The 18,273-nt window shown below is 49.0% G+C and carries 18 protein-coding genes; 4 read left to right on the forward strand and 14 right to left on the reverse strand.

The window, feature by feature from the left end; genetic code table 11:
• Positions 1-133: 133 nt before the first annotated feature.
• Entirely contained in the window at positions 134-1,543 is a 1,410-nt protein-coding gene (aspA, locus tag MKX74_RS18875) for an aspartate ammonia-lyase (RefSeq protein ID WP_028591331.1), read from the reverse strand.
• Positions 1,544-2,284: 741 nt separating this feature from the next.
• Between aspA and MKX74_RS18880 the strand changes: the two genes are divergently transcribed.
• The gene (locus tag MKX74_RS18880) at positions 2,285-3,439 is read left to right on the forward strand and encodes an aminotransferase A (RefSeq protein ID WP_341179421.1); all 1,155 of its coding nucleotides are present in this window, start codon (positions 2,285-2,287) and stop codon (positions 3,437-3,439) included.
• 116 nt (positions 3,440-3,555) lie between these two features.
• Here MKX74_RS18880 and MKX74_RS18885 read toward each other — a convergent pair whose 3' ends face one another.
• The 12 genes from MKX74_RS18885 to MKX74_RS18940 all read right to left on the reverse strand — a co-directional run bounded on the left by MKX74_RS18885 (position 3,556) and on the right by MKX74_RS18940 (position 13,687).
• Positions 3,556-4,440 (reverse strand): IS3 family transposase, encoded by an 885-nt coding sequence (locus tag MKX74_RS18885; protein WP_169445793.1) that lies wholly within the window; start codon positions 4,438-4,440, stop codon positions 3,556-3,558.
• Complete coding sequence (locus MKX74_RS18890) at positions 4,362-4,706, reverse strand: helix-turn-helix domain-containing protein (protein WP_028592002.1); 345 nt, start codon at positions 4,704-4,706, stop codon at positions 4,362-4,364. The genes MKX74_RS18885 and MKX74_RS18890 overlap by 79 nt, the downstream gene beginning before the upstream one ends.
• Positions 4,707-4,811: 105 nt before the next feature.
• Positions 4,812-5,063 carry a type II toxin-antitoxin system HicB family antitoxin gene (locus MKX74_RS18895; RefSeq protein WP_341179422.1) on the reverse strand — a complete coding sequence of 84 codons (252 nt, stop codon included), beginning with the start codon at positions 5,061-5,063 and terminating at the stop codon, positions 4,812-4,814.
• Between the two features lie 32 nt (positions 5,064-5,095).
• On the reverse strand, positions 5,096-5,404 hold the full coding sequence (locus tag MKX74_RS18900; RefSeq protein WP_341179423.1) for a hypothetical protein: 309 nt from the start codon (positions 5,402-5,404) through the stop codon (positions 5,096-5,098).
• A 70-nt stretch (positions 5,405-5,474) separates the two neighbouring features.
• Positions 5,475-6,284 (reverse strand): hypothetical protein, encoded by an 810-nt coding sequence (locus MKX74_RS18905; RefSeq protein WP_341179424.1) that lies wholly within the window; start codon positions 6,282-6,284, stop codon positions 5,475-5,477.
• Between the two features lie 256 nt (positions 6,285-6,540).
• Complete coding sequence (locus MKX74_RS18910; protein WP_341179425.1) at positions 6,541-7,614, reverse strand: ABC transporter substrate-binding protein; 1,074 nt, start codon at positions 7,612-7,614, stop codon at positions 6,541-6,543.
• On the reverse strand, positions 7,611-8,447 hold the full coding sequence (locus MKX74_RS18915; RefSeq protein WP_341179426.1) for an ABC transporter permease: 837 nt from the start codon (positions 8,445-8,447) through the stop codon (positions 7,611-7,613). Before MKX74_RS18915 ends, MKX74_RS18910 begins: the two co-directional genes overlap by 4 nt.
• Positions 8,437-9,246: an ABC transporter permease gene (locus tag MKX74_RS18920; protein WP_018884809.1), complete on the reverse strand. Its 810-nt coding sequence runs from the start codon at positions 9,244-9,246 to the stop codon at positions 8,437-8,439. Before MKX74_RS18920 ends, MKX74_RS18915 begins: the two co-directional genes overlap by 11 nt.
• Positions 9,236-10,342, reverse strand: a complete 1,107-nt coding sequence (locus MKX74_RS18925; protein ID WP_018884810.1) for an ABC transporter ATP-binding protein — start codon at positions 10,340-10,342, stop codon at positions 9,236-9,238. The genes MKX74_RS18920 and MKX74_RS18925 overlap by 11 nt, the downstream gene beginning before the upstream one ends.
• Before the next feature lie 197 nt (positions 10,343-10,539).
• Entirely contained in the window at positions 10,540-11,676 is a 1,137-nt protein-coding gene (locus MKX74_RS18930; protein WP_341179427.1) for an N-acetyldiaminopimelate deacetylase, read from the reverse strand.
• A 184-nt stretch (positions 11,677-11,860) separates the two neighbouring features.
• On the reverse strand, positions 11,861-12,574 hold the full coding sequence (gene dapD, locus MKX74_RS18935) for a 2,3,4,5-tetrahydropyridine-2,6-dicarboxylate N-acetyltransferase (protein WP_341179428.1): 714 nt from the start codon (positions 12,572-12,574) through the stop codon (positions 11,861-11,863).
• Between the two features lie 222 nt (positions 12,575-12,796).
• The gene (locus tag MKX74_RS18940) at positions 12,797-13,687 is read right to left on the reverse strand and encodes a hypothetical protein (protein ID WP_028591322.1); all 891 of its coding nucleotides are present in this window, start codon (positions 13,685-13,687) and stop codon (positions 12,797-12,799) included.
• A gap of 245 nt (positions 13,688-13,932) precedes the next feature.
• On the opposite strand from MKX74_RS18940, the gene MKX74_RS18945 reads away from it, so the two are divergent.
• Positions 13,933-14,868: a DMT family transporter gene (locus MKX74_RS18945; RefSeq protein WP_341179429.1), complete on the forward strand. Its 936-nt coding sequence runs from the start codon at positions 13,933-13,935 to the stop codon at positions 14,866-14,868.
• 31 nt (positions 14,869-14,899) lie between these two features.
• Here the strand turns inward: MKX74_RS18945 and MKX74_RS18950 are convergent, their stop codons facing one another.
• Positions 14,900-16,213 (reverse strand): PQQ-binding-like beta-propeller repeat protein, encoded by a 1,314-nt coding sequence (locus MKX74_RS18950; RefSeq protein ID WP_341179430.1) that lies wholly within the window; start codon positions 16,211-16,213, stop codon positions 14,900-14,902.
• 131 nt (positions 16,214-16,344) lie between these two features.
• Here MKX74_RS18950 and MKX74_RS18955 point away from each other — a divergent pair, with 131 nt between their 5' ends.
• Positions 16,345-16,716, forward strand: a complete 372-nt coding sequence (locus MKX74_RS18955) for a PilZ domain-containing protein (RefSeq protein WP_341179431.1) — start codon at positions 16,345-16,347, stop codon at positions 16,714-16,716.
• A 199-nt stretch (positions 16,717-16,915) separates the two neighbouring features.
• Positions 16,916-17,974, forward strand: a complete 1,059-nt coding sequence (locus tag MKX74_RS18960) for a suppressor of fused domain protein (RefSeq protein ID WP_341179432.1) — start codon at positions 16,916-16,918, stop codon at positions 17,972-17,974.
• Positions 17,975-18,273: the final 299 nt, after the last annotated feature.

Below are 18,273 nucleotides of genomic sequence, written 5' to 3' on the forward strand. Positions count from 1 at the left end.
GATAGAAAATCATATGAGGATAAAAAACATATGAACATAAAAAGACAAATAAATCAATCAGCTACAATGAAAAACGTTCCCAGGTAAAGGAAGCGTAAAGCCACCATTTACACAGGGAACGTCCGGAATGAGCTTATTCTCGCTCCAGCAGTGCCTCACCAGCAATACCTGGCTGCGTCATCTGATAAGGGTCCAGAATGAGATCTAGCTCTTCTTCAGTCAAGACATTATACAGAAGGCAGAGCTCCCGTACGGATTTGCCTGTCTGAATCGCTTCACGAGCAATACGCGAGACGACCTCATAGCCCAAATGTGGATTCAGCGCTGTAATGATGCCCACGCTGTTATCGACATAGGATTTGCAGCGCTCCACATTCGCCTGAATGCCTTCAATACAATGTACCCGGAAGACCATGAAGCCCTGATTCATAATCTCCAGCGATTGCAGCAGGTTGTAGACGAGCACCGGCTCCATGACATTCAGCTCTAGCTGACCTGCCTCCGAAGCCAGACAAATTGTATTATCGTTGCCGATAACCTGGAACGCAATCTGATTAATTACCTCGCACATGACCGGGTTGACTTTGCCCGGCATAATCGAGGAGCCAGGCTGACGAGCTGGCAGGATCAATTCTCCAAAGCCCGCCCGCGGCCCTGAGGCCATCAAGCGAATATCATTGGCGACCTTGGACATATTCATCATGCAGATCTTCAATGCGGCGGATACCTCGGTATAGGCATCCGTGTTCTGAGTAGCATCTACAAGATGATCATCTGCGTGCAGCGGATAGCCAGACAGGTCAGCAAGCACCTCTGCTACACGCTGAATATAACGCCGGTCTGCATTCAGTCCGGTACCAACGGCAGTCGCTCCCATATTAATGCTCAGGAGATGCTCTCTGGTAGCCGCTAGACGCTTGATATCACGCCCCAACACGCGTGCATACGCCTGGAATTCCTGTCCCAATCGAATCGGCACAGCATCCTGCAGATGTGTGCGACCCATTTTGATGACACCGTCGAACTCCTCCGCCTTTTTCTCGAATGCATTGCGCAGCTCGCTCATCGTCCCCAATAGCTTATCCACCATAGTCAGGACAGCCAGATGCACGGCCGTCGGGAAGGAGTCATTCGTAGATTGCGCCATGTTGACATGGTTATTAGGACTCAGTTGCTGGTAATCGCCCTTGGTGAAGCCCATCAGCTCCAGCCCTCGGTTAGCGATGACCTCGTTCGTATTCATGTTAATGGACGTGCCAGCGCCGCCCTGAATTGGATCTACAATGAAATGATCATGCCACTGCCCAGCGAGAATCTCCTCAGCAGCCTTAATAATCGCTTCTGCCTTGGTATGATGCAGACGAGTTAACTCCGTGTTGACTGTTGCCGCTGCTTTTTTGACCATAGCCATAGCTTTAATCAGCTCAGGATGCAGACGCTGTCCTGTAATCGGGAAATTCTCTGCTGCCCGCATCGTCTGAATGCCGTAGTAGGCATCGGGCGGAACTTCTTTTGTACCCAAAAAATCATGTTCAAGCCTCATTGTCCTTCATTCCTCCGCTGTGGATTACTTCCGAACCTGGCCATTCGAGCCAAATCAACAATACTCGGGGCCAGTACCCATTATACGACCGAGTTACAGGTTATGCCAGTCGGAATATGAAGATGTTGGGTTTTACAGGGTATAGCAAGGTTAGTGATCCATCCCTGGATTTTCATTTGGTGTTCCATTAGGCTACTCCGTCATAATAGATCTGCGCACAGTCTCCCCAACTTAGGGTCTTCCTATCCCTTGTAACACTCTAATGGACGAGTATACCCATTGACGATGATGCCCATCTAAGCGAACCCCTATGAGCATCGGGGCAATTCAAGCAACAAGTGTTCACGCGTAAGAAGTGTATATGTGTCATGTAATGAAGGCATATACAAGAAGTGTATATGTTAGTATATTCCGAGCAGCGGTCTTGAAGTGGGTCTCAGTCAGTCCCGCCATGAAATAAGGCACTTTGGTAAAGATATGTTATTCACTAATGTTCACCACTTTCCTAATACCTTGACCAGATCAAATATGAGTGAGTGTAGAGCCGCTGCAAGCGGGGAGCCCTGTCGACCACAGACCATTCAATTCTGAAATCAAATTCGGTCAAGGTACCAGCCAGATCCATATTTCATGACCATTCAGTACGGTGCTATGGTACACTGTAACCAATTAGCATCCCGAGTCGGGATCACGGCTTGCATTTGTATAGCGAGACTATTGTAGGATAGGAAGGTCAGACGGATGGAACACTTACTGAACAGCAGCGTCAAGGATATTCAAATTAGTGGAATTCGTAAAATCGCCAACAAGGCTGCCAGCATTCCAGGGGTCATATCCCTGACGATTGGACAGCCGGACTTCCCCACGCCTTCGCATATCGTAGAGGCTGCTCAGCAGGCGATGAATGCCGGCAAGACCGTCTACACCCCCAATGCCGGACTGCCTGAGCTGAGAGAGGCAGCGGCAGCTTTTGTAGGAGCACGATACGCTCAGCATTATAATTCTAACGATGAGGTCATCATTACGAACGGCGCCAGCCAGGCACTGGACATTACGCTACGTACGATTTTGTCACCAGGTGATGAAGTCATCCTGCCAGGTCCGATTTATCCCGGATATGAGCCTTTAATTCGACTAAGCGGTGGCATTCCGGTTCTGGTGGATACCCGGGACAGTGAATTCAAGCTCACTGCAGAGCTGATTCAGCCTCATCTGAGTGAGCGTACTAAAGCCGTCGTGCTGGGCTATCCTTCTAACCCGACCGGACGTGTCATGACGCAGGAAGAACTGCAGGACATTGCTCATCTCCTGTCGGGAAGGGACCTGTTCATTATTTCCGATGAGATCTACAGCGAACTGGTCTACGATATGCCGCACGTCTCCATTGCTACGCTCGAAGGCATGCGTGAGCGCACCATCGTTATCAACGGGCTGTCCAAATCCCATTCCATGACCGGGTGGCGCATAGGCTTCACGCTGGCTCCAGCTGCGATTACGCAGCATATGCTGAAGGTCCATCAATACAATGTGACCTGCGCCAGCTCGATCAGCCAATATGCAGCGATTGCAGCCCTTACCGCTGGAGTGGACGACGCTCTTCCGATGAAAGAGGAATATCGGAGCAGACGCGACTACGTGCATGCACGCTTAACTGCGATGGGACTGCCGCTCTCAAAGCCGGAAGGAGCCTTCTATCTATTCCCATCCATTCGACACCTGAACATGGAATCCATGGACTTCGCTCTTCGCTTGCTGGAGGAGCAGCAGGTGGCCGTCGTTCCTGGAAGTGCGTTCTCTGTCTACGGAGAAGGCTATATTCGGCTTTCCTACGCCTGTGCACAATCCGTACTGGAGCAAGGTCTGGATCGACTGGAGAGCTTTCTGCAGCGATTGTAGGGTTGTATAAAGGTTGGGACTGTAGAGAATCATAAGAGGTGCGTTGCATCCAGCTAAAAAGAAACCTTGAAAGGAGAAGTGGTCAAGACCCCATTTAGTGGACATTGAAAAAACACCTAAGCTAGAAACTGGCGTCGGTACTCTACCGGCGTCAGTTTGTTTAATTTACGCTGTGGTCGTCTTCGGTTGTAAAAACGTATGTATTTCTCAATTCGTCTTTGTGCCTCTGCCAGATTTCGTATATCATAGGGATAGAGTCCTTCCGTTTTGAGATGCGAGAAGAAACTCTCCATGGAGGCGTTGTCTAGGCAATTGCCCCGGCGAGACATGCTGATTTGGGCGCCAACCTTTGGCAGCATGTCGTGGTAAGCATGAGACGTGTACTGGAACCCTTGGTCGCTGTGAACGACCAATCCGGTCACGTCTTTTTGCTTTGCAAATGCCTTGGCAAAGGTCTGGAGGACCAGCTCATTGTCGTTACGTTCGCTAAGTTGGTAGGCCACAATCTCGTTATTGAATAGGTCTTTGACTGCTGAGAGATACAACCAGCGTTCGCCTACCCGGTATTGAGTCACATCCGTCACCCATTTCTGGCTTGGTTTTTCGGCTGTGAAATTTCGCTTAAGCAGATTATCAGCTACACGCTCGGCAGCCTGGTATGTCATATTAAATCGACGTTTCCGGCGAATGCTGGCTTGAAGACCGAGCTTTTGCATAAGGCGCAGCACCTTTTTGTGATTCATCCATACACCTTCATCCTGCCACAAGAACAGCTGGATCTGCCGGTAGCCATACCTTCCTTCGTAGCGTTTATACACCGTGCGGATGAGTCGTTTAGCACCGGCGTCTGGGTCGTTGTTCTTCCGCTTCAAATATGCGTAGTAACCACTTCTAGAGACGCCAAGGAGTTGGCAGTATTCAGCTACTTGGCCGATGTCCGCTGCTTGCTCAATGAGCTTGAAGCGCTGTTCTTTCCCTCCCGCATCCAGATTTCCAAACACTTTTTTAGCATCGTATTCTCCCGTTTCAACTGCTGAACATATCGCTCCTGATCTAAATATTCTTTCCGCCTTCCTCGTTGATCCAATAGACCAAACTCACCTTTCTCACGGTATTTTCGCATCCAACGCTTCATCCGACCCTGATCTTGGATTCCGAAATGATCGTTGATCTGCCGATACGTCCACTTTTCCTCTACGTGCAGGCGAATTGCCTCCACCTTGAGTTCCTCGGAATACGTCTTAAACTTTTGACCTTTAATAGCCATTAAAAATGCACCCCCTAGAAATTCATCGGTTAAACCAAGGGGTTTTTCCAATGTCTATTCTAAGGGGTGCACTTCAGAAGTGCCTTTCAAGGTTTCTTTTAGTTCTTACAACTGGACTTCTATTAACAACACTTGTTCCGAAGGTTTTAGCATTGAGTAATTCACTTGGGTTGCTCGTGGGATGTTTTCTTCAATCATATCCTCTAAATAGAGCATAAGTGCTTCTTTCGCCATTTCAATTGCTTCATCTTTTGTATACCCACATGTTATACATCCTGGTAAATCTGGAAAAGTGACGTTTATTCCATCATCAGCAAAATCAAATAATGCAAAATACTTATATAATTTATCTTTCATGTACCCTCCCTTATTTATAGCCCGCTTGCTTCTTAGTCAAAAAAATAAAAGTCATCAGCTATTTCCCCATCAAAACTAAACAAAACTCTATGTAGTCCTATATTTTCGCCACGGTACCTTATCGGAATATCGACAACTACATGATTATAGTTGAAATCCGGGTAATTTGAATATTTAATGGAAACAGATTGGATTTTCACTTCCAAGAACTCAGGCGAATAATCAGGATTCCAGAAATTCTTCTGGCTCTTCCTTTCTATAGCTTTCTGTGTTTGCCCAAAAATTTTCGTAAGCCCTCTGCTCTGCTTGTTTTTCCAATTTGCGTTTTGAATCTTATTCAAAGAATTCTTGTACTAAAATGATACTAAGAGTCTTTGCTTCTGCAATGGCGGTCGAATAAAACTTATATACTTATTGAGATAATTTTTCTATCCACTCTTTTTTGACAAAAGCATCAGCTTTTATTTCATTAAAATTAATCTCGAACTCAGCATGGTCACCGATTGCATGGGGAACTCCAAAGGAAACGCCCAATGAATCATTCGTGATATATGTGTATATCCCTAACTCGTTCTGCTCACCGAAAGTGTCAGAATGATCCAAGTAATAAAGTAACTCAGAGTCAGAAAAACTATTAATATAATCCCTAGCTTGCGATTCAACATTTAATTCCGGATCATATGATATATATTTTGATTTTCTTAGAATCTCAACAAAATTATCATTTAATTTAACTAAATCTGTGATTATAATCCGCTTCTCGCTGTTCAAATCAATATTAGTTGTAAAAGAAATATTAAGAGGGTAAACACCCGATTTAGTATAACCAGTGCCTAGATACTGAATACTCAACAGATCTTTCCCACTGAGCTGTGTAATATAATCCAGTTTAATATCCATGTCTGGATTGTCATTAACATAACTATTCAGGGCTTTCAAAACGTCATTTTTTAATAGTGTATTTATTCTACTCTGTTTTTCTGAATCTTCTAAATTAACAAGCACAGGATAAAAACTCTCTATATTGTTATACGTATACTTTTCCTTTTTGAGATTTAAGATATTTCCGCTTGCATTCTTGTCCTCTTTCTTAAATTCTGTATCATTGGATTCCTTTGAGTAGTTATGATTTGCTAGCTCTCCACTAATCAATAGATCATTATTGACTATTCCACATGAAGCTAGAATAAGTCCAAAAATGAGAATCACACACAATTTCATTTTTTACACACCACCAATCAATAAAGCATTGCAATAAAATAATAATCGAAAGATTGATTGCCCTATTCTATTCTTTGGAGCATTACCTGATACTCCTCCGAACACTCTTAAAAGGACTCTGTCTCCACTTTCAGTGGTGCAGAGTCCTTTAATGTCTGAATATGAGAAATGCTTCCGAATACCTTCGAGCCTGCATATGCTGCTACACGCCTTCTAAGTGTCCTCTACATTCACACTTGATGGGTCCGCAGTCTAGCTACTTCAAGCTCATCTTGAATTGCAGGAATAGCTCGTTGTAATGCGCCAGCATGCTCTTGCCCAGATTTGCATAGACCTCCAGCTCTGAAGTCAGCTCCGGCTCCGGATAGAAGCGTGTATCCCCAGAAATATCCTCCGGCAGCAGCGCCAATGCATCCACGTTCGGCGTAGAATAACCTACGTATTCCGCATTCTGAGCCGCCACCTCGGGGTCAAGCATGAAGTTGATGAACTGATGTGCTGCCTCCACATGGGTGGCCGTCTTTGGGATGACCATATTGTCGAACCAGAGATTCGAACCCTCCTCCGGCACCACATAGTCCAGCTTCTCATTCTGATCCATGATCTCAGAGGCATCCCCTGACCAGACGAGACCGACAGCTGCCTCTTCATTAGCCAGCAGCATCTTGATCTCATCCCCTACGACAGCCTTGACGTTGGGAGCAAGCTGCTTCAGCTTGGTCAACGCCTCCTGCAAATGCGCCTCTTCCGTATCATTCAGCGAGTAATTCAGACTGTTCAGTCCCATTCCCATGACTTCACGGGCGCCGTCTGCCAGTAGGATGTTATTACGTAGTCGTGGGTCCCACAGATCGTCCCAGCTATTGAACTCGATGCCCTCCGTCAGCTCAGGATTGAAGACAATACCAACGGTGCCCCAGAAGTACGGTATGGAGTGTTGGTTGCCAAGATCAAAGGACAGGTCCAGAAACCGCGGATCAATATGCTTCAGGTTAGGAAGCTGGCTATGATCCAGAGGGATGAGCAGGTTCTCTTCCTTCATCTTGGAGATCGCATATTCCGAAGGGATCGCCACATCAAAGGATGTCCCTCCCTGCTCAATCTTCGTCAGCATCGCTTCATTGGAGTCGAACGTCTGATAGATGACCGTGATACCTGTCTCCTCCTGAAAACGATCCAGCAGTTCGGGGTCGATATAGTCACCCCAGTTGTAGATCGTAAGGGTATTGGCGCTTGTGTAGCCCTGATTCGAGTTCAGCCACGCAGCTACGCCCATAAGAATAAAGGATGCTGCAAATACAGCTACGAATACACGTACAAGTGACTTCATCTAGGAACCCCCATTTCCGCCGCAGGCTCCTGCTCGCGTCTAGCTTTATCTCTTGCTTGCTGGGTTCTGCGAGTAATGAAGTAGTAGCCGACAACCAACAAGACCGTGAACAGGAAGATCAGCGTAGACAAAGCGTTAATGGACAAGGCTACGCCCTGCCGCGCCCGCGAGTAGATCTCGACAGACAAGGTGGAGTAGCCGCTACCCGTGACGAAGAAGGTCACTGCAAAATCATCCAGCGAGTAGGTGAGGGCCATGAAGAAACCCGTAAAGATCCCAGGCTTGATGAAAGGCAAGATTACTTTCGTAAGCACGTCACGACGCGTAGCACCCAGATCGCGGGCCGCATCAATCAGTGTCGGACTCATTTCCTGCAAGCGTGGCAGAATCATGAGCACCGTAATCGGAATACTGAATGCGATGTGTGACAGCAGCACGGAGACAAAGCCCAGCTTGATGCCGATCATCGTGAACAGGATCAGGAAGGAAGCGCCGATAATGACATCAGGGCTTACAATCAGGACATTGTTCAGTGACAACAACGCATTTTTCACCCGTCGCCGCTGCATCCGGTCGATTGCCAGTGCCCCCATAATGCCGATAATCGTAGCAATGGCTGCCGAGAACAACGCAATCACAAGGGTATTAATGACAATAATCATCAATCTCGTATCCTGAAACACTTCACTATACCACTCCAGCGTGAAGCCCTCGAAGCCGTGCATCGTTCCTCCGCTATTAAAGGAGTAATACATCAGATACAGAATGGGTGCATACAGCACGACAAAGGTCAGGAAGAGATAGATGTTAGCAAGCTTGAATTTACCGCCCACCTCGCACCTCCCGTCCGCTGCCAAACAGCAGCATGAGTACAATCATCGCTACGATCAGGAAGACTGCGACCGTAGAGCCCATGCCCCAGTCCTGTGTGACAAGGAAATGCTGCTCAATTGCCGTACCCAACGTAATCACCCGGTTGCCGGCGATCAGTCTCGTAATCATAAATAGTGACAATGCAGGTATGAAGACCGCCATACATCCCGAGCGAACACCGGCCAGCGTGAGCGGGAAGATCACCCGACGGAAGGTCGTCCACTGCGAAGCACCCAGATCACGAGCCGCATCCAGCAAGGAAGGCTTCAGTCCCTCCAAGGCATTATAGATCGGTAGAATCATGAACGGGATGAAGATATAGACGGAGACGAAGACGAAGCTGAAGCTCGTGAACAGAATCTGCTGCTGACCCAGTCCGGCCACCTCGAACAAAGCGTTGATCGGTCCGTAGGTGCCGAAGATGCCAATGAAGGCGTAGGTCTTCAACAGCAGATTGATCCAGGTCGGCAAAATAATGAGCAATAGCCACAACTGCTTATGCTTGGTACGGGTCAACAGATAGGCCGCAGGATAGGCAATCAATAGTGAAAATACCGTCACCAGCAGAGCGTACCAAAATGAGCTCAATGTCATTTGCAAATAGACAGGCGTTAGGAAATTCGCGTAGTTCTGTAGCGTAAATTCCCCATTCACATCAAAAAAGGAATAATAGAGCACCAGCAGCACTGGCGCGATCACGAACAGCACAATCCAGAGGTAGTAGGGCAGCAAGTAGACTGTGCGTGTATTACTGGACATGCTGCACCTCTTCGTAGGCCTCCAGACGACGGTCAAATTCCTCTTCCGTCTCGCCGAATCTCATAACATGAATGGCTTCAGGATCGAAGTACAGACCAATCTCACTGCCCGGGTCCGCACGCTTGGTGGAATGCACCAGCCACTCCTGTCCGGAATCATCATAGCAGCTGATCTCATAATGAACGCCCCGGAACAATTGGGTATCGACCTTTACCCGCAGCTTTCCTTCGTTCACACCTGTAATGACCAGGTCCTCCGGGCGAATGACAATCTCCACCGCCTCATTCGGGCGCAAGCCACCATCCACACACTCGAACTGACGGCCATTGAATTCGACCTGATAATCCGCAATCATGCGAGCTGGCACAATGTTGGACTCCCCGACGAAATCCGCCACGAAGCGGTTAATCGGCTCATCATAGATGTCATTAGGCGTACCGCTCTGCTCGATCTTCCCCCGATTCATGACGAAGATCTCATCGGACATGGCCAAGGCTTCCTCCTGGTCGTGTGTAACGAAGATGAAGGTGATGCCCAGACGCTGCTGCATCTCCCGCAAAATATACTGCATTTCCGTGCGCAGCTTCAGGTCCAGAGCCGACAGGGGCTCGTCCAGCAGCAGCACATCCGGTTCATTAACAATAGCTCGGGCTATGGCTACACGCTGGCGCTGCCCGCCAGACATCTCGTCAATACTCCGCTGCTCGTAGCCGTCCAGATTCACGAAGCTGAGTGCCTGCTTTACCTTCTCTTCAATCTCTTTCTTGCCCAGCTTGCGAATACGAAGCCCGAAGGCCACGTTCTCAAATACGTTCAAATGCGGAAACAAGGCATAGTCCTGAAACACCGTATTGACCTGGCGCTCATTAGCAGGTACCTTGTTGACTAGCTTACCGTTCAAATAGATGGAGCCTTCTGTCGGCTCTGCGAATCCTGCAATCATACGTAAAATAGTCGTCTTCCCACAGCCGGATGGCCCCAGCAGTGTATAGAATTTTCCACGCTCAATGGTAAAGCTGACATCTGCTAGCACGGGCGGGTCATGATCATAGCTTTTGGTAACCCGGTCAAATCGAATAATTGTACGGTCTTCCATGTTAGCTCCTCCTATCCTCGGCCTTGCACCTGATGCTTCTCTTTTGCTGGTGCGTCTCTCTTGGATGATTACCCTGATCACCAATCCGTTAATAATCCGTATTACTTTGTACTGCTGTATCTTTCATATTCTTCTACTGTGGCTTTCCAGCTCTACTACTTTCCTTCATATACACTGATATGGCTTTCTTTCGAACGCTACTGCTGTGACTTCCATGTGAAGTAGCTCGTCACCGTCTCAATCGCTACAGCAATGGCACCCTCATCCGGTTGCAGCTTGGCATGATGCAATCCATAAGGCGTATCGACACCAAGCCAGAACATGAACCCTGGAATGTGTTCCAGGAAATAACCGAAATCCTCACCTGTCATGGCCTCCGTGCATTCGATCAGCTCCACTCCAGATCGCTCATCCAGCCACTGCATGAACTCACCTGTGAGTGAGGCTTCATTCCATACCTGAAGATAATTAGAACCATAATTGATATCTGCACGGCATTCGAAGCCTGTCTCTACACCATGAATCAGGGCTTCAATCCGGGATTTGATCAGCTTCATCGTATCTGCGGAGAGGGTACGAATCGTGCCCTCCAGGCGTGCTGTCTCCGCAATGATATTCTGCTTCGTCCCCCCCTCCACCTTGCCGACGGTTATGACGGCTGCGTCGAGAGGATTGATATTCCGGGATACGATTGTCTGTAGCTGACCAACAAGCTGACAGCCTGCCACGACCATGTCATTAGCTTTATGAGGATACGCCGCATGGCCACCTGTTCCAGTCAATTCAATGAATAGCTCAGACGTATTTGCGAAGAGAATGCCAGGACGAGTCGCAATCGTACCCACCGGATATTCTGGTGCAATGTGCAATCCTACCATTTGGTCTGGCTTCCACGCTTTGAACTCCTCGCTATCCAGCATAGGGAGCGCTCCCCCCGGACCCTCTTCGGCTGGCTGGAAGATTAGTAACAGATCGTCCGTCATTCGCTGCTTGGCAAAGTGCGTCAGAATCCCAAGTCCGATCGTCATATGCAGATCATGGCCACAGGCATGCATGTATCCGGGATGCTGGGACTTGAACTCCAGCCCCGTATCCTCTGTAATGGGAAGACCGTCCATATCAGCTCGATATCCGAATCTACGTCGCGGCGTTGTACCGTGCACCAGCACCAGTATGCCAGTACGCCATGTCTTGACCTCCAGATGCTCCTGCGGAAGCGTGGAAATATAATCAAGCAGGTACTGCTGCGTCTTGAATTCCTGAAAACCTGCCTCCGGAATCTGATGTAGCTCTCGCCGGATGCGAGTATATGTATGCAGATCTACAGCGGTCATCGTTGCACTCCCCTTTCGTAAATTCCATCATGCCTGAACTATATCTTACTGAATTACGTCCTACTAAATTACGTCTTACCTGAATTACGGTCTGTCTGGATTACGCTCCAACAGAACACAAGACTCGGCGCAGCCGCCGAGCCTTGTCCGTTATCTATTTCGAAAGAGCATAGCCACTCATGGATTAGAGGGTACGCAGTTCCTGCAGAATCTCTGTCTTGGATTTAGTCTTGTCATCGACCTGCTTAATGATACGGGCAGGCATTCCGGCTACTACGGAGAACGGAGGAACATCCTCAGTAACTACTGCGCCAGCAGCTACCACGGAGCCTTGTCCGATTCTTACACCCTCAAGTACAACGGCATTGGCACCAACCAGAACATCATCCTCCAGTACAACTGGCTGTGCGGATGGTGGTTCAATAACCCCGGCAAGGACAACTCCTGCACCCACATGGCACATTTTACCGACCTTAACACGTCCTCCAAGCACAGCATTCATGTCAACCATTGTGCCTTCGCCGATTTCCACACCAATGTTAATGACTGCACCCATCATGATGACCGCATTGTCGCCGATACTAACCATGTCACGGATGATTGCGCCCGGCTCGATCCGTGCGTTAATGCCTTTCAGATCAAGAAAAGGAACAGCAGAGTTGCGGCGGTCATTCTCCACCACATAATCTTCTTCCTTAGCGTTAGTGCTCTCAATTACAACCTTGATATCCGCCCAATCGCCAAATACGACACCTGTGCCGCCGGAAATAAAGGCTTGTACATGATCGCCAAAATCTGCTCCTGCCAGTTCACCCTTTACATATACCTTCACAGGGGTTTTCTTCTTGCTGTTCTTGATCAGATTAATGACGTCTTGTGTGTTCATTTCGTTAGACATTTAGGTTCAACAGCTCCTTCATCGCTAGTCATACACTATATTCCTTTATAGCATAAAAGAGAGGGTCCCGCAACGAACACCTTTCAGTGAACGTGAAGTCGGGACCCACTCAGGTGACCGTTCAGCTCGTATTTGGAATGGCCTGCTCCATGCCGCTTGCTTACCACTCAGATCATAACGCAGCCCTATATCTTGATCGAATTCGTATTCCCGATGTCGATCCTATTCCAGTGTGTTCAGCGAAGTATAGATATGGCCCTGGAAGCCCTCGGAAGGCTCACCTTGTGGAATGTTCACGACAACAGCGAAGCCTTGTCCATTGTTCTCAAGGACGATATATTGACGCGTCAGCTTGTGATCGCTACTGGTAGCCTTCAGCATGAGACTGGCATGCTCCAATGCGGACGGAATGTCAGAAGAGCTCAGCTTCTCTGCTGTGCCTACCTCGGACAGGGCCTGCTTCCCTTCCTGCTCCAGCGTATCCAGGCTGAAGTCCGTCGGCAACTTCGTAATCTCTGCGTAATACTCATCATCAATAGCCATCGCTACGCGGTGCTGATCCGGAAATAACGACATCGCATCGAACACGTACAGCGAGTAGCCTTCACCTTGGGCAAGCTCAGCCGTGCGAATCTCATCCGTACCTTCCAGCTTCAACGTAAAATCCTTGGTCGCCGGGCGATCACCGGTTACGACTGTACCCTCTTCTGAAGAAGCACCCGCTCCTGTGGTGCTACCTGCTTCACCTTCTACCACTTGAATTGATGTCAAGGTAAGCTGCTTCAGGGTGTCGTCTCCCTCAACAGCCTCTTCTGTATATTCAAAGGAGACAGCCTGTCCTTCGGTCAGCTCAGCAATGGACGCATCCAGATCCTCACTGAATTGAAAAGCCTTGGGCTCCCCATTTACTTCAATCTCTACCGTATGTGGATCAGCCTGTCCACTGTACACCCCGTTGCCGCTCAGTACTTCAGGGGTTACAGGCTCATTCTGCTCCTGAGCTGGCTCCTGCGGAGCAGGTGGCGCAGCCTGTTGTCGGCCACCACAGGCAGACAGCACAAGCACTAGGGAAGCCAATACAACTGCATATACGATCATATGTTTTTTCTTCATTTCAACACCTCCACCATATTAGACGAGTCTGAGCCGAAAAAGTTCCTTAGCCAAGCGAGTTAGCATCCTTAGCATCTTTTACCCTGAAAACGCCAAGGCCCCCCACCCAAATTATTCCTGTAAAATATAGTTCACCATTCTGGATGGCTCGGCTATAATGAACTTCTGTAAATCCCCTGTGATATCCTGCTGTCAGGCAGCTTGAACAGGAGGTTACGTTAATCTACGAATGGAGCTGTCAATGCATGAATACTCATCAACCATCCCGGCAGACGCTGGGACTGCTATACATGATCGGAATTGTCGCTATCTCCTTCTCGTCCATTTTCATTAAATGGTCTGAAGCAGAAGTGTCCGCTATGGCCATGTACCGACTATACCTAACCAATCTGATCATGCTGCCTCTGGCCTGGACATACCGCCGAGAGCTGTTCGGCCTTACCCGCAAGCAGTGGCTGTGGCTTGGGGCCTCTGGCATTATGCTTGGGCTTCACTTCCTGCTGTGGATGGCCTCCTTGCGCCTAACGACCGTGGCAAGCTCTACCGTCATTCTTACTCTGGAGCCGATCCTCGTTATGCTGGGGTCCTACTGGATCTTCCGAACCCGCACGAATCGTATGATGCTGCTGGGCATGTCCCTCGCAGTCCTAGGCTCCATCGCTATTGGCGCTGGTGATTTCCACGCTAGCGGAACTGCATTAACTGGAGATCTGCTATCCCTGCTAGGCACCATTGCTGTGGCTATTCATATGCTCATGGGCAAGCATTTACGGGATCATATCAGCGCCTTTACCTACAATTTCTGGGTATTTGCCATTGCAGCCAGCTTCCTGGCTGTCTATAACGTCAGCAACAGCATTCCGTTCACGGGTTATGCCTGGCGGGAATGGGGCTTGTTCCTGTTGTTAGCGATCGTCCCTACACTATTTGGACATTATCTGTTCAATTGGCTGCTGAAATATATTAATGCGACTACAGTCTCCATGGCCGTCCTTGGTGAGCCTGTCATCTCCTCCATTCTGGCCTGGGTGCTGCTGCACGAACAGCTTACTGTCATTCAGATGACCGCAGGTGCCGTGATTTTGGCAGGAGTCTGGCTGTTCATTCGCTTCGGTAATGATTTTAAGCCATCTGAAGGAACGATCTCACAGGCCAATTCCAAACCTCCTGCAGCTGTATAACAGCAATACAGTACCATCTCTATGTGCCATGCTACCAGCGCAGGGGCTCACATTCCTTCCATAGCATCCAGCGTCCATTCTCCCGTAAAGGGGCCGTGCCGATATCATAGTCCGTTGTGGTCACGCTCTGTAGATCCAGCACATGCAGCATCCCGCCATAAGTTCCCACATAGAGCTGGCTCTCGTCAGGGCTGACCAGCAGCCCTGCAATGGTGCTGCCTACAAAATAACGCCATTTCTCTTGCCCATTCTCGTCCAGCAGGCGCAGGTAGCCGTAAGCATCTCCTAAAATAATCCCCTCTTTCAGAGCTGCGCCAGCATAGACTCGCATGGACTCATCCACGAACGGCCACTCTTGCTGTTCAAGAGCTGTCTCTGCTCCAGTCTTCTCGGGGACGTTTACCGACACGGTAGCTCCGTTATAGAAATGACATGCATTGTACCACACCTGTTTGCCATCACGCGTGAAGATGCTGTAGTGCGGGTAGCTGATCTCTGGGGGAATCTCATAACGTGTCCCGCTCTCCACATGCATGAGCACATGGTCACTGCCCTGGCTGCCGCAAGCGATCCACTGCCCGTCTGGCGACACACTTCCGTGACCCATATCAATCCGTGTCTCCTCTAGCTCATGCTTTCGCAAGGAAGGTAGATCAGGTTCAACCAATTCGACCTGCCCATGCTTCACCAGGTACACACCGTGCATGGTGACCAGCAGCACCCTATGCTCCTCGCCAAATGGAATGACCTCTATAAGCTGCAGTTCAGGCGACGCCTCATCCGCAAGTGTCTGCACTCCTTCGGTCTCCGCTCTAATTTGGCTAAGTATTTCCGTCCATATATAGGTCCGCACTACAGCTCCTGTAATATCTCTGCCCTGTATCACACGAATGCTATGCTTGTCTACAAGCGCGATATAACGACCATCTGGAGAGACACCTGTGAAGCTCACCTGCTCAAGCTCGCTTATCTCCTCTATTGTAGCTATATACATTTTGTAGCCTGACCACGGCTGGCCTACCCCGAGAATCACGCGACCATCCTCCAGTTGGACCATAGGTCTGACCGATTGCAGCTGCTGCTCGAATTCGGAGGTTAGCGGCCATGATGCGGCTGGCAGCTCTTGACGCAGCAGCTCGACCTCTCCGGCAGCATTAGCCTCCTGAATCATCCGCAGCACCTTGGCTACCAGCTGTGAACGTCTATCCGCCCTTGGCTCCTGATTATCATCCGTTTCTGCCCAGCCACCTGCCATCCCTCTTCTTACGAACTCATTCACTTCCTTGGCATAACGTTTCCCCTCATTACGCCATTTTTCGGAAATGCTCTGGTCTAACCATGTCATCTTGCTACTCCTTCCTGACCGTGTTCCTACTTAACTACAATTTTAGTCTTCATTTACACACGATTCCTGACGATGAATAAAGAAAAGCAAATTTAAATGGAACATTATGGAGCATGGAGGACATCATGATTATGAACCGCAGAAAAGAACCTTTTCGATATACAATGAAAGACCCTGTAGATTTCGAGCTCCACATTCTCAGTATAAATGGAAATCCGGCACCTACCAAGCCTGTACCTGCCCGTCTGTATGATATTAGCCGCTCTGGGTGCCGCATATGGATACCACTGGCCCTTCATGTGAGCACCAACAGGATCGCGATCCGTCTGGACTTGCAGCTCAATCAGGACCCTCTTCAATTAGAGGGCGAGCTCCGCTGGGGACCACTGGAGAAGGACCAGAATTATTACGGTGTGGAATTTCTGATTCCCGAGCAGGAGCAGGACCGCCTGCCACGTGAACTTCGGATGCTGGCCGGTGATGGTCGCATTGTAGCCAAGTAATATAGGGTCAGGAGCATGTCCTACCACTCACAAGGTGTGCTATTCATCTGCTACATCACTTTTGTGAATTTGTGTACTCATCTTCGTCGTCTTTAAGCTCTTGGTCGCTTTGAATAGGTACAATTTGGCCTCACTACCGTCAGCCATGCTACAATAGGCACGAATACTTCATAATTGGTAAATGACAGGGGGATTCGTGATGAGTGAAGAAGTGGAAGCAATCGGCTGGGAGGCCATAGACGGCGCTCTGGAGCAAATCTATGGGGATCAGGAGCCCATGCATTATGCCAGCTCCATCCCTTACATGCTAGGAGGAAATGATCCGCTGAACGGAATCAGTGTCTATCGGGCACAGCAGCCCGTTCCCCACTGGCATTTTGTAACGTATGGCTTCTCTGACCTGTATGAAAAAGAGACTGATGACCCTGATTACAGCGGATACGGCTTCGAGCTCACGCTGCGACTGGTCCGACAGCCTGATGAGCAGGAGCCTCCAGCCTGGACGATGAATCTATTGCAAAATCTCGCTCGTTATGTCTTCGGCAGCGGCAATATTTTCAGAAATGGCGATCACATGGATGCGAACGGTCCGATTATGCTTGGATCGGATACGAAGCTGACAGCGCTGGGCTTCATCACAGACCCAGAGCTTAAGGAAATGGATACGCCTAACGGCAAGGTGGAATTCATACAGGTCGTGGGCATTACAGCGGACGAGCTTCAGGTTACGCAGGAATGGAATACACTTGGGTTGCTGCATACGCTGGCTGAATATATTCCATTCTATTTGACTGATCTCGGACGTGATTCCATACTGACGAAGCCAGCCGCATTGCAAGCCGTGCAGGAGGGCAGCGAGCGCGAAGGGTCCAGTACCGGATTTCTGTTCGTGGATCAGCTCGGCTGGGAGACGCTCCCCGGGCAATCCTTAGCTGATTCACATACCCTCACCTTGGGAGCGAAGCAGGCAGAGGTAGTCGGTAAGCTGCTACGGAGGAGAATTTTGCACAATCGATCCTTGACGCTTGTTAGCTCGGGTCTGCAGATCATTCTGGAGCCGGGTGAGCAGCCGCTTGTTACCGAGGAGAATGAGGAGATTCATGTGCAATTGAATGAAGCGGCTGTGAATGAACTGGCAGAGCTGCTTCAGCCTATCGCTGGTACCGTTAAGCTGTCTTCTTTCCCGAAAGTACAGGTTCAGGTTGTACAGACTCATATCAAGGATACAGACGGCAACGTCGTGCAGACGATTGGATAGTGTAGGCCTTTATATTGATATTGATATTTATTTTTATATTAATGCTGATGTTGCGGTTGATGCTACTATCACAATGGAGCATCGTACGCAATATATGTACAAGGATGCTTGCTTCTAGCGGGCTTCCTTTTTTGATGTGCACAGGCACATCCACACGCACATTCACACGCATGTTGATATCCACCTATGACTGCCTCTTTACTCGGCACATACACTTCCCTTGATAAACATGTTGTTGTCCCCACTAGTTATGCGGCTTAGGTTCCATGTTTCACCAATTGTGGCATGTTATAATGAAG

The sequence above is a fragment of the Paenibacillus sp. FSL K6-1230 genome, assembly GCF_038002385.1.
Lineage (GTDB): Bacteria > Bacillota > Bacilli > Paenibacillales > Paenibacillaceae > Paenibacillus > Paenibacillus massiliensis.

Excerpts from the sequence above, each read along its gene's own strand:
- aspA (WP_028591331.1), bottom strand. The coding sequence starts at position 1,543 with ATGAGGCTTGAACATGATTTTTTGGGTACAAAAGAAGTTCCGCCCGAT.
- MKX74_RS18880 (WP_341179421.1), top strand. The coding sequence starts at position 2,285 with ATGGAACACTTACTGAACAGCAGCGTCAAGGATATTCAAATTAGTGGA.
- MKX74_RS18890 (WP_028592002.1), bottom strand. The coding sequence starts at position 4,706 with ATGGCTATTAAAGGTCAAAAGTTTAAGACGTATTCCGAGGAACTCAAG.
- MKX74_RS18895 (WP_341179422.1), bottom strand. The coding sequence starts at position 5,063 with ATGAAAGATAAATTATATAAGTATTTTGCATTATTTGATTTTGCTGAT.
- MKX74_RS18905 (WP_341179424.1), bottom strand. The coding sequence starts at position 6,284 with ATGAAATTGTGTGTGATTCTCATTTTTGGACTTATTCTAGCTTCATGT.
- MKX74_RS18910 (WP_341179425.1), bottom strand. The coding sequence starts at position 7,614 with ATGAAGTCACTTGTACGTGTATTCGTAGCTGTATTTGCAGCATCCTTT.
- MKX74_RS18920 (WP_018884809.1), bottom strand. The coding sequence starts at position 9,246 with ATGTCCAGTAATACACGCACAGTCTACTTGCTGCCCTACTACCTCTGG.
- MKX74_RS18925 (WP_018884810.1), bottom strand. The coding sequence starts at position 10,342 with ATGGAAGACCGTACAATTATTCGATTTGACCGGGTTACCAAAAGCTAT.
- MKX74_RS18930 (WP_341179427.1), bottom strand. The coding sequence starts at position 11,676 with ATGACCGCTGTAGATCTGCATACATATACTCGCATCCGGCGAGAGCTA.
- dapD (WP_341179428.1), bottom strand. The coding sequence starts at position 12,574 with ATGTCTAACGAAATGAACACACAAGACGTCATTAATCTGATCAAGAAC.
- MKX74_RS18940 (WP_028591322.1), bottom strand. The coding sequence starts at position 13,687 with ATGAAGAAAAAACATATGATCGTATATGCAGTTGTATTGGCTTCCCTA.
- MKX74_RS18945 (WP_341179429.1), top strand. The coding sequence starts at position 13,933 with ATGAATACTCATCAACCATCCCGGCAGACGCTGGGACTGCTATACATG.
- MKX74_RS18950 (WP_341179430.1), bottom strand. The coding sequence starts at position 16,213 with ATGACATGGTTAGACCAGAGCATTTCCGAAAAATGGCGTAATGAGGGG.
- MKX74_RS18955 (WP_341179431.1), top strand. The coding sequence starts at position 16,345 with ATGAACCGCAGAAAAGAACCTTTTCGATATACAATGAAAGACCCTGTA.
- MKX74_RS18960 (WP_341179432.1), top strand. The coding sequence starts at position 16,916 with ATGAGTGAAGAAGTGGAAGCAATCGGCTGGGAGGCCATAGACGGCGCT.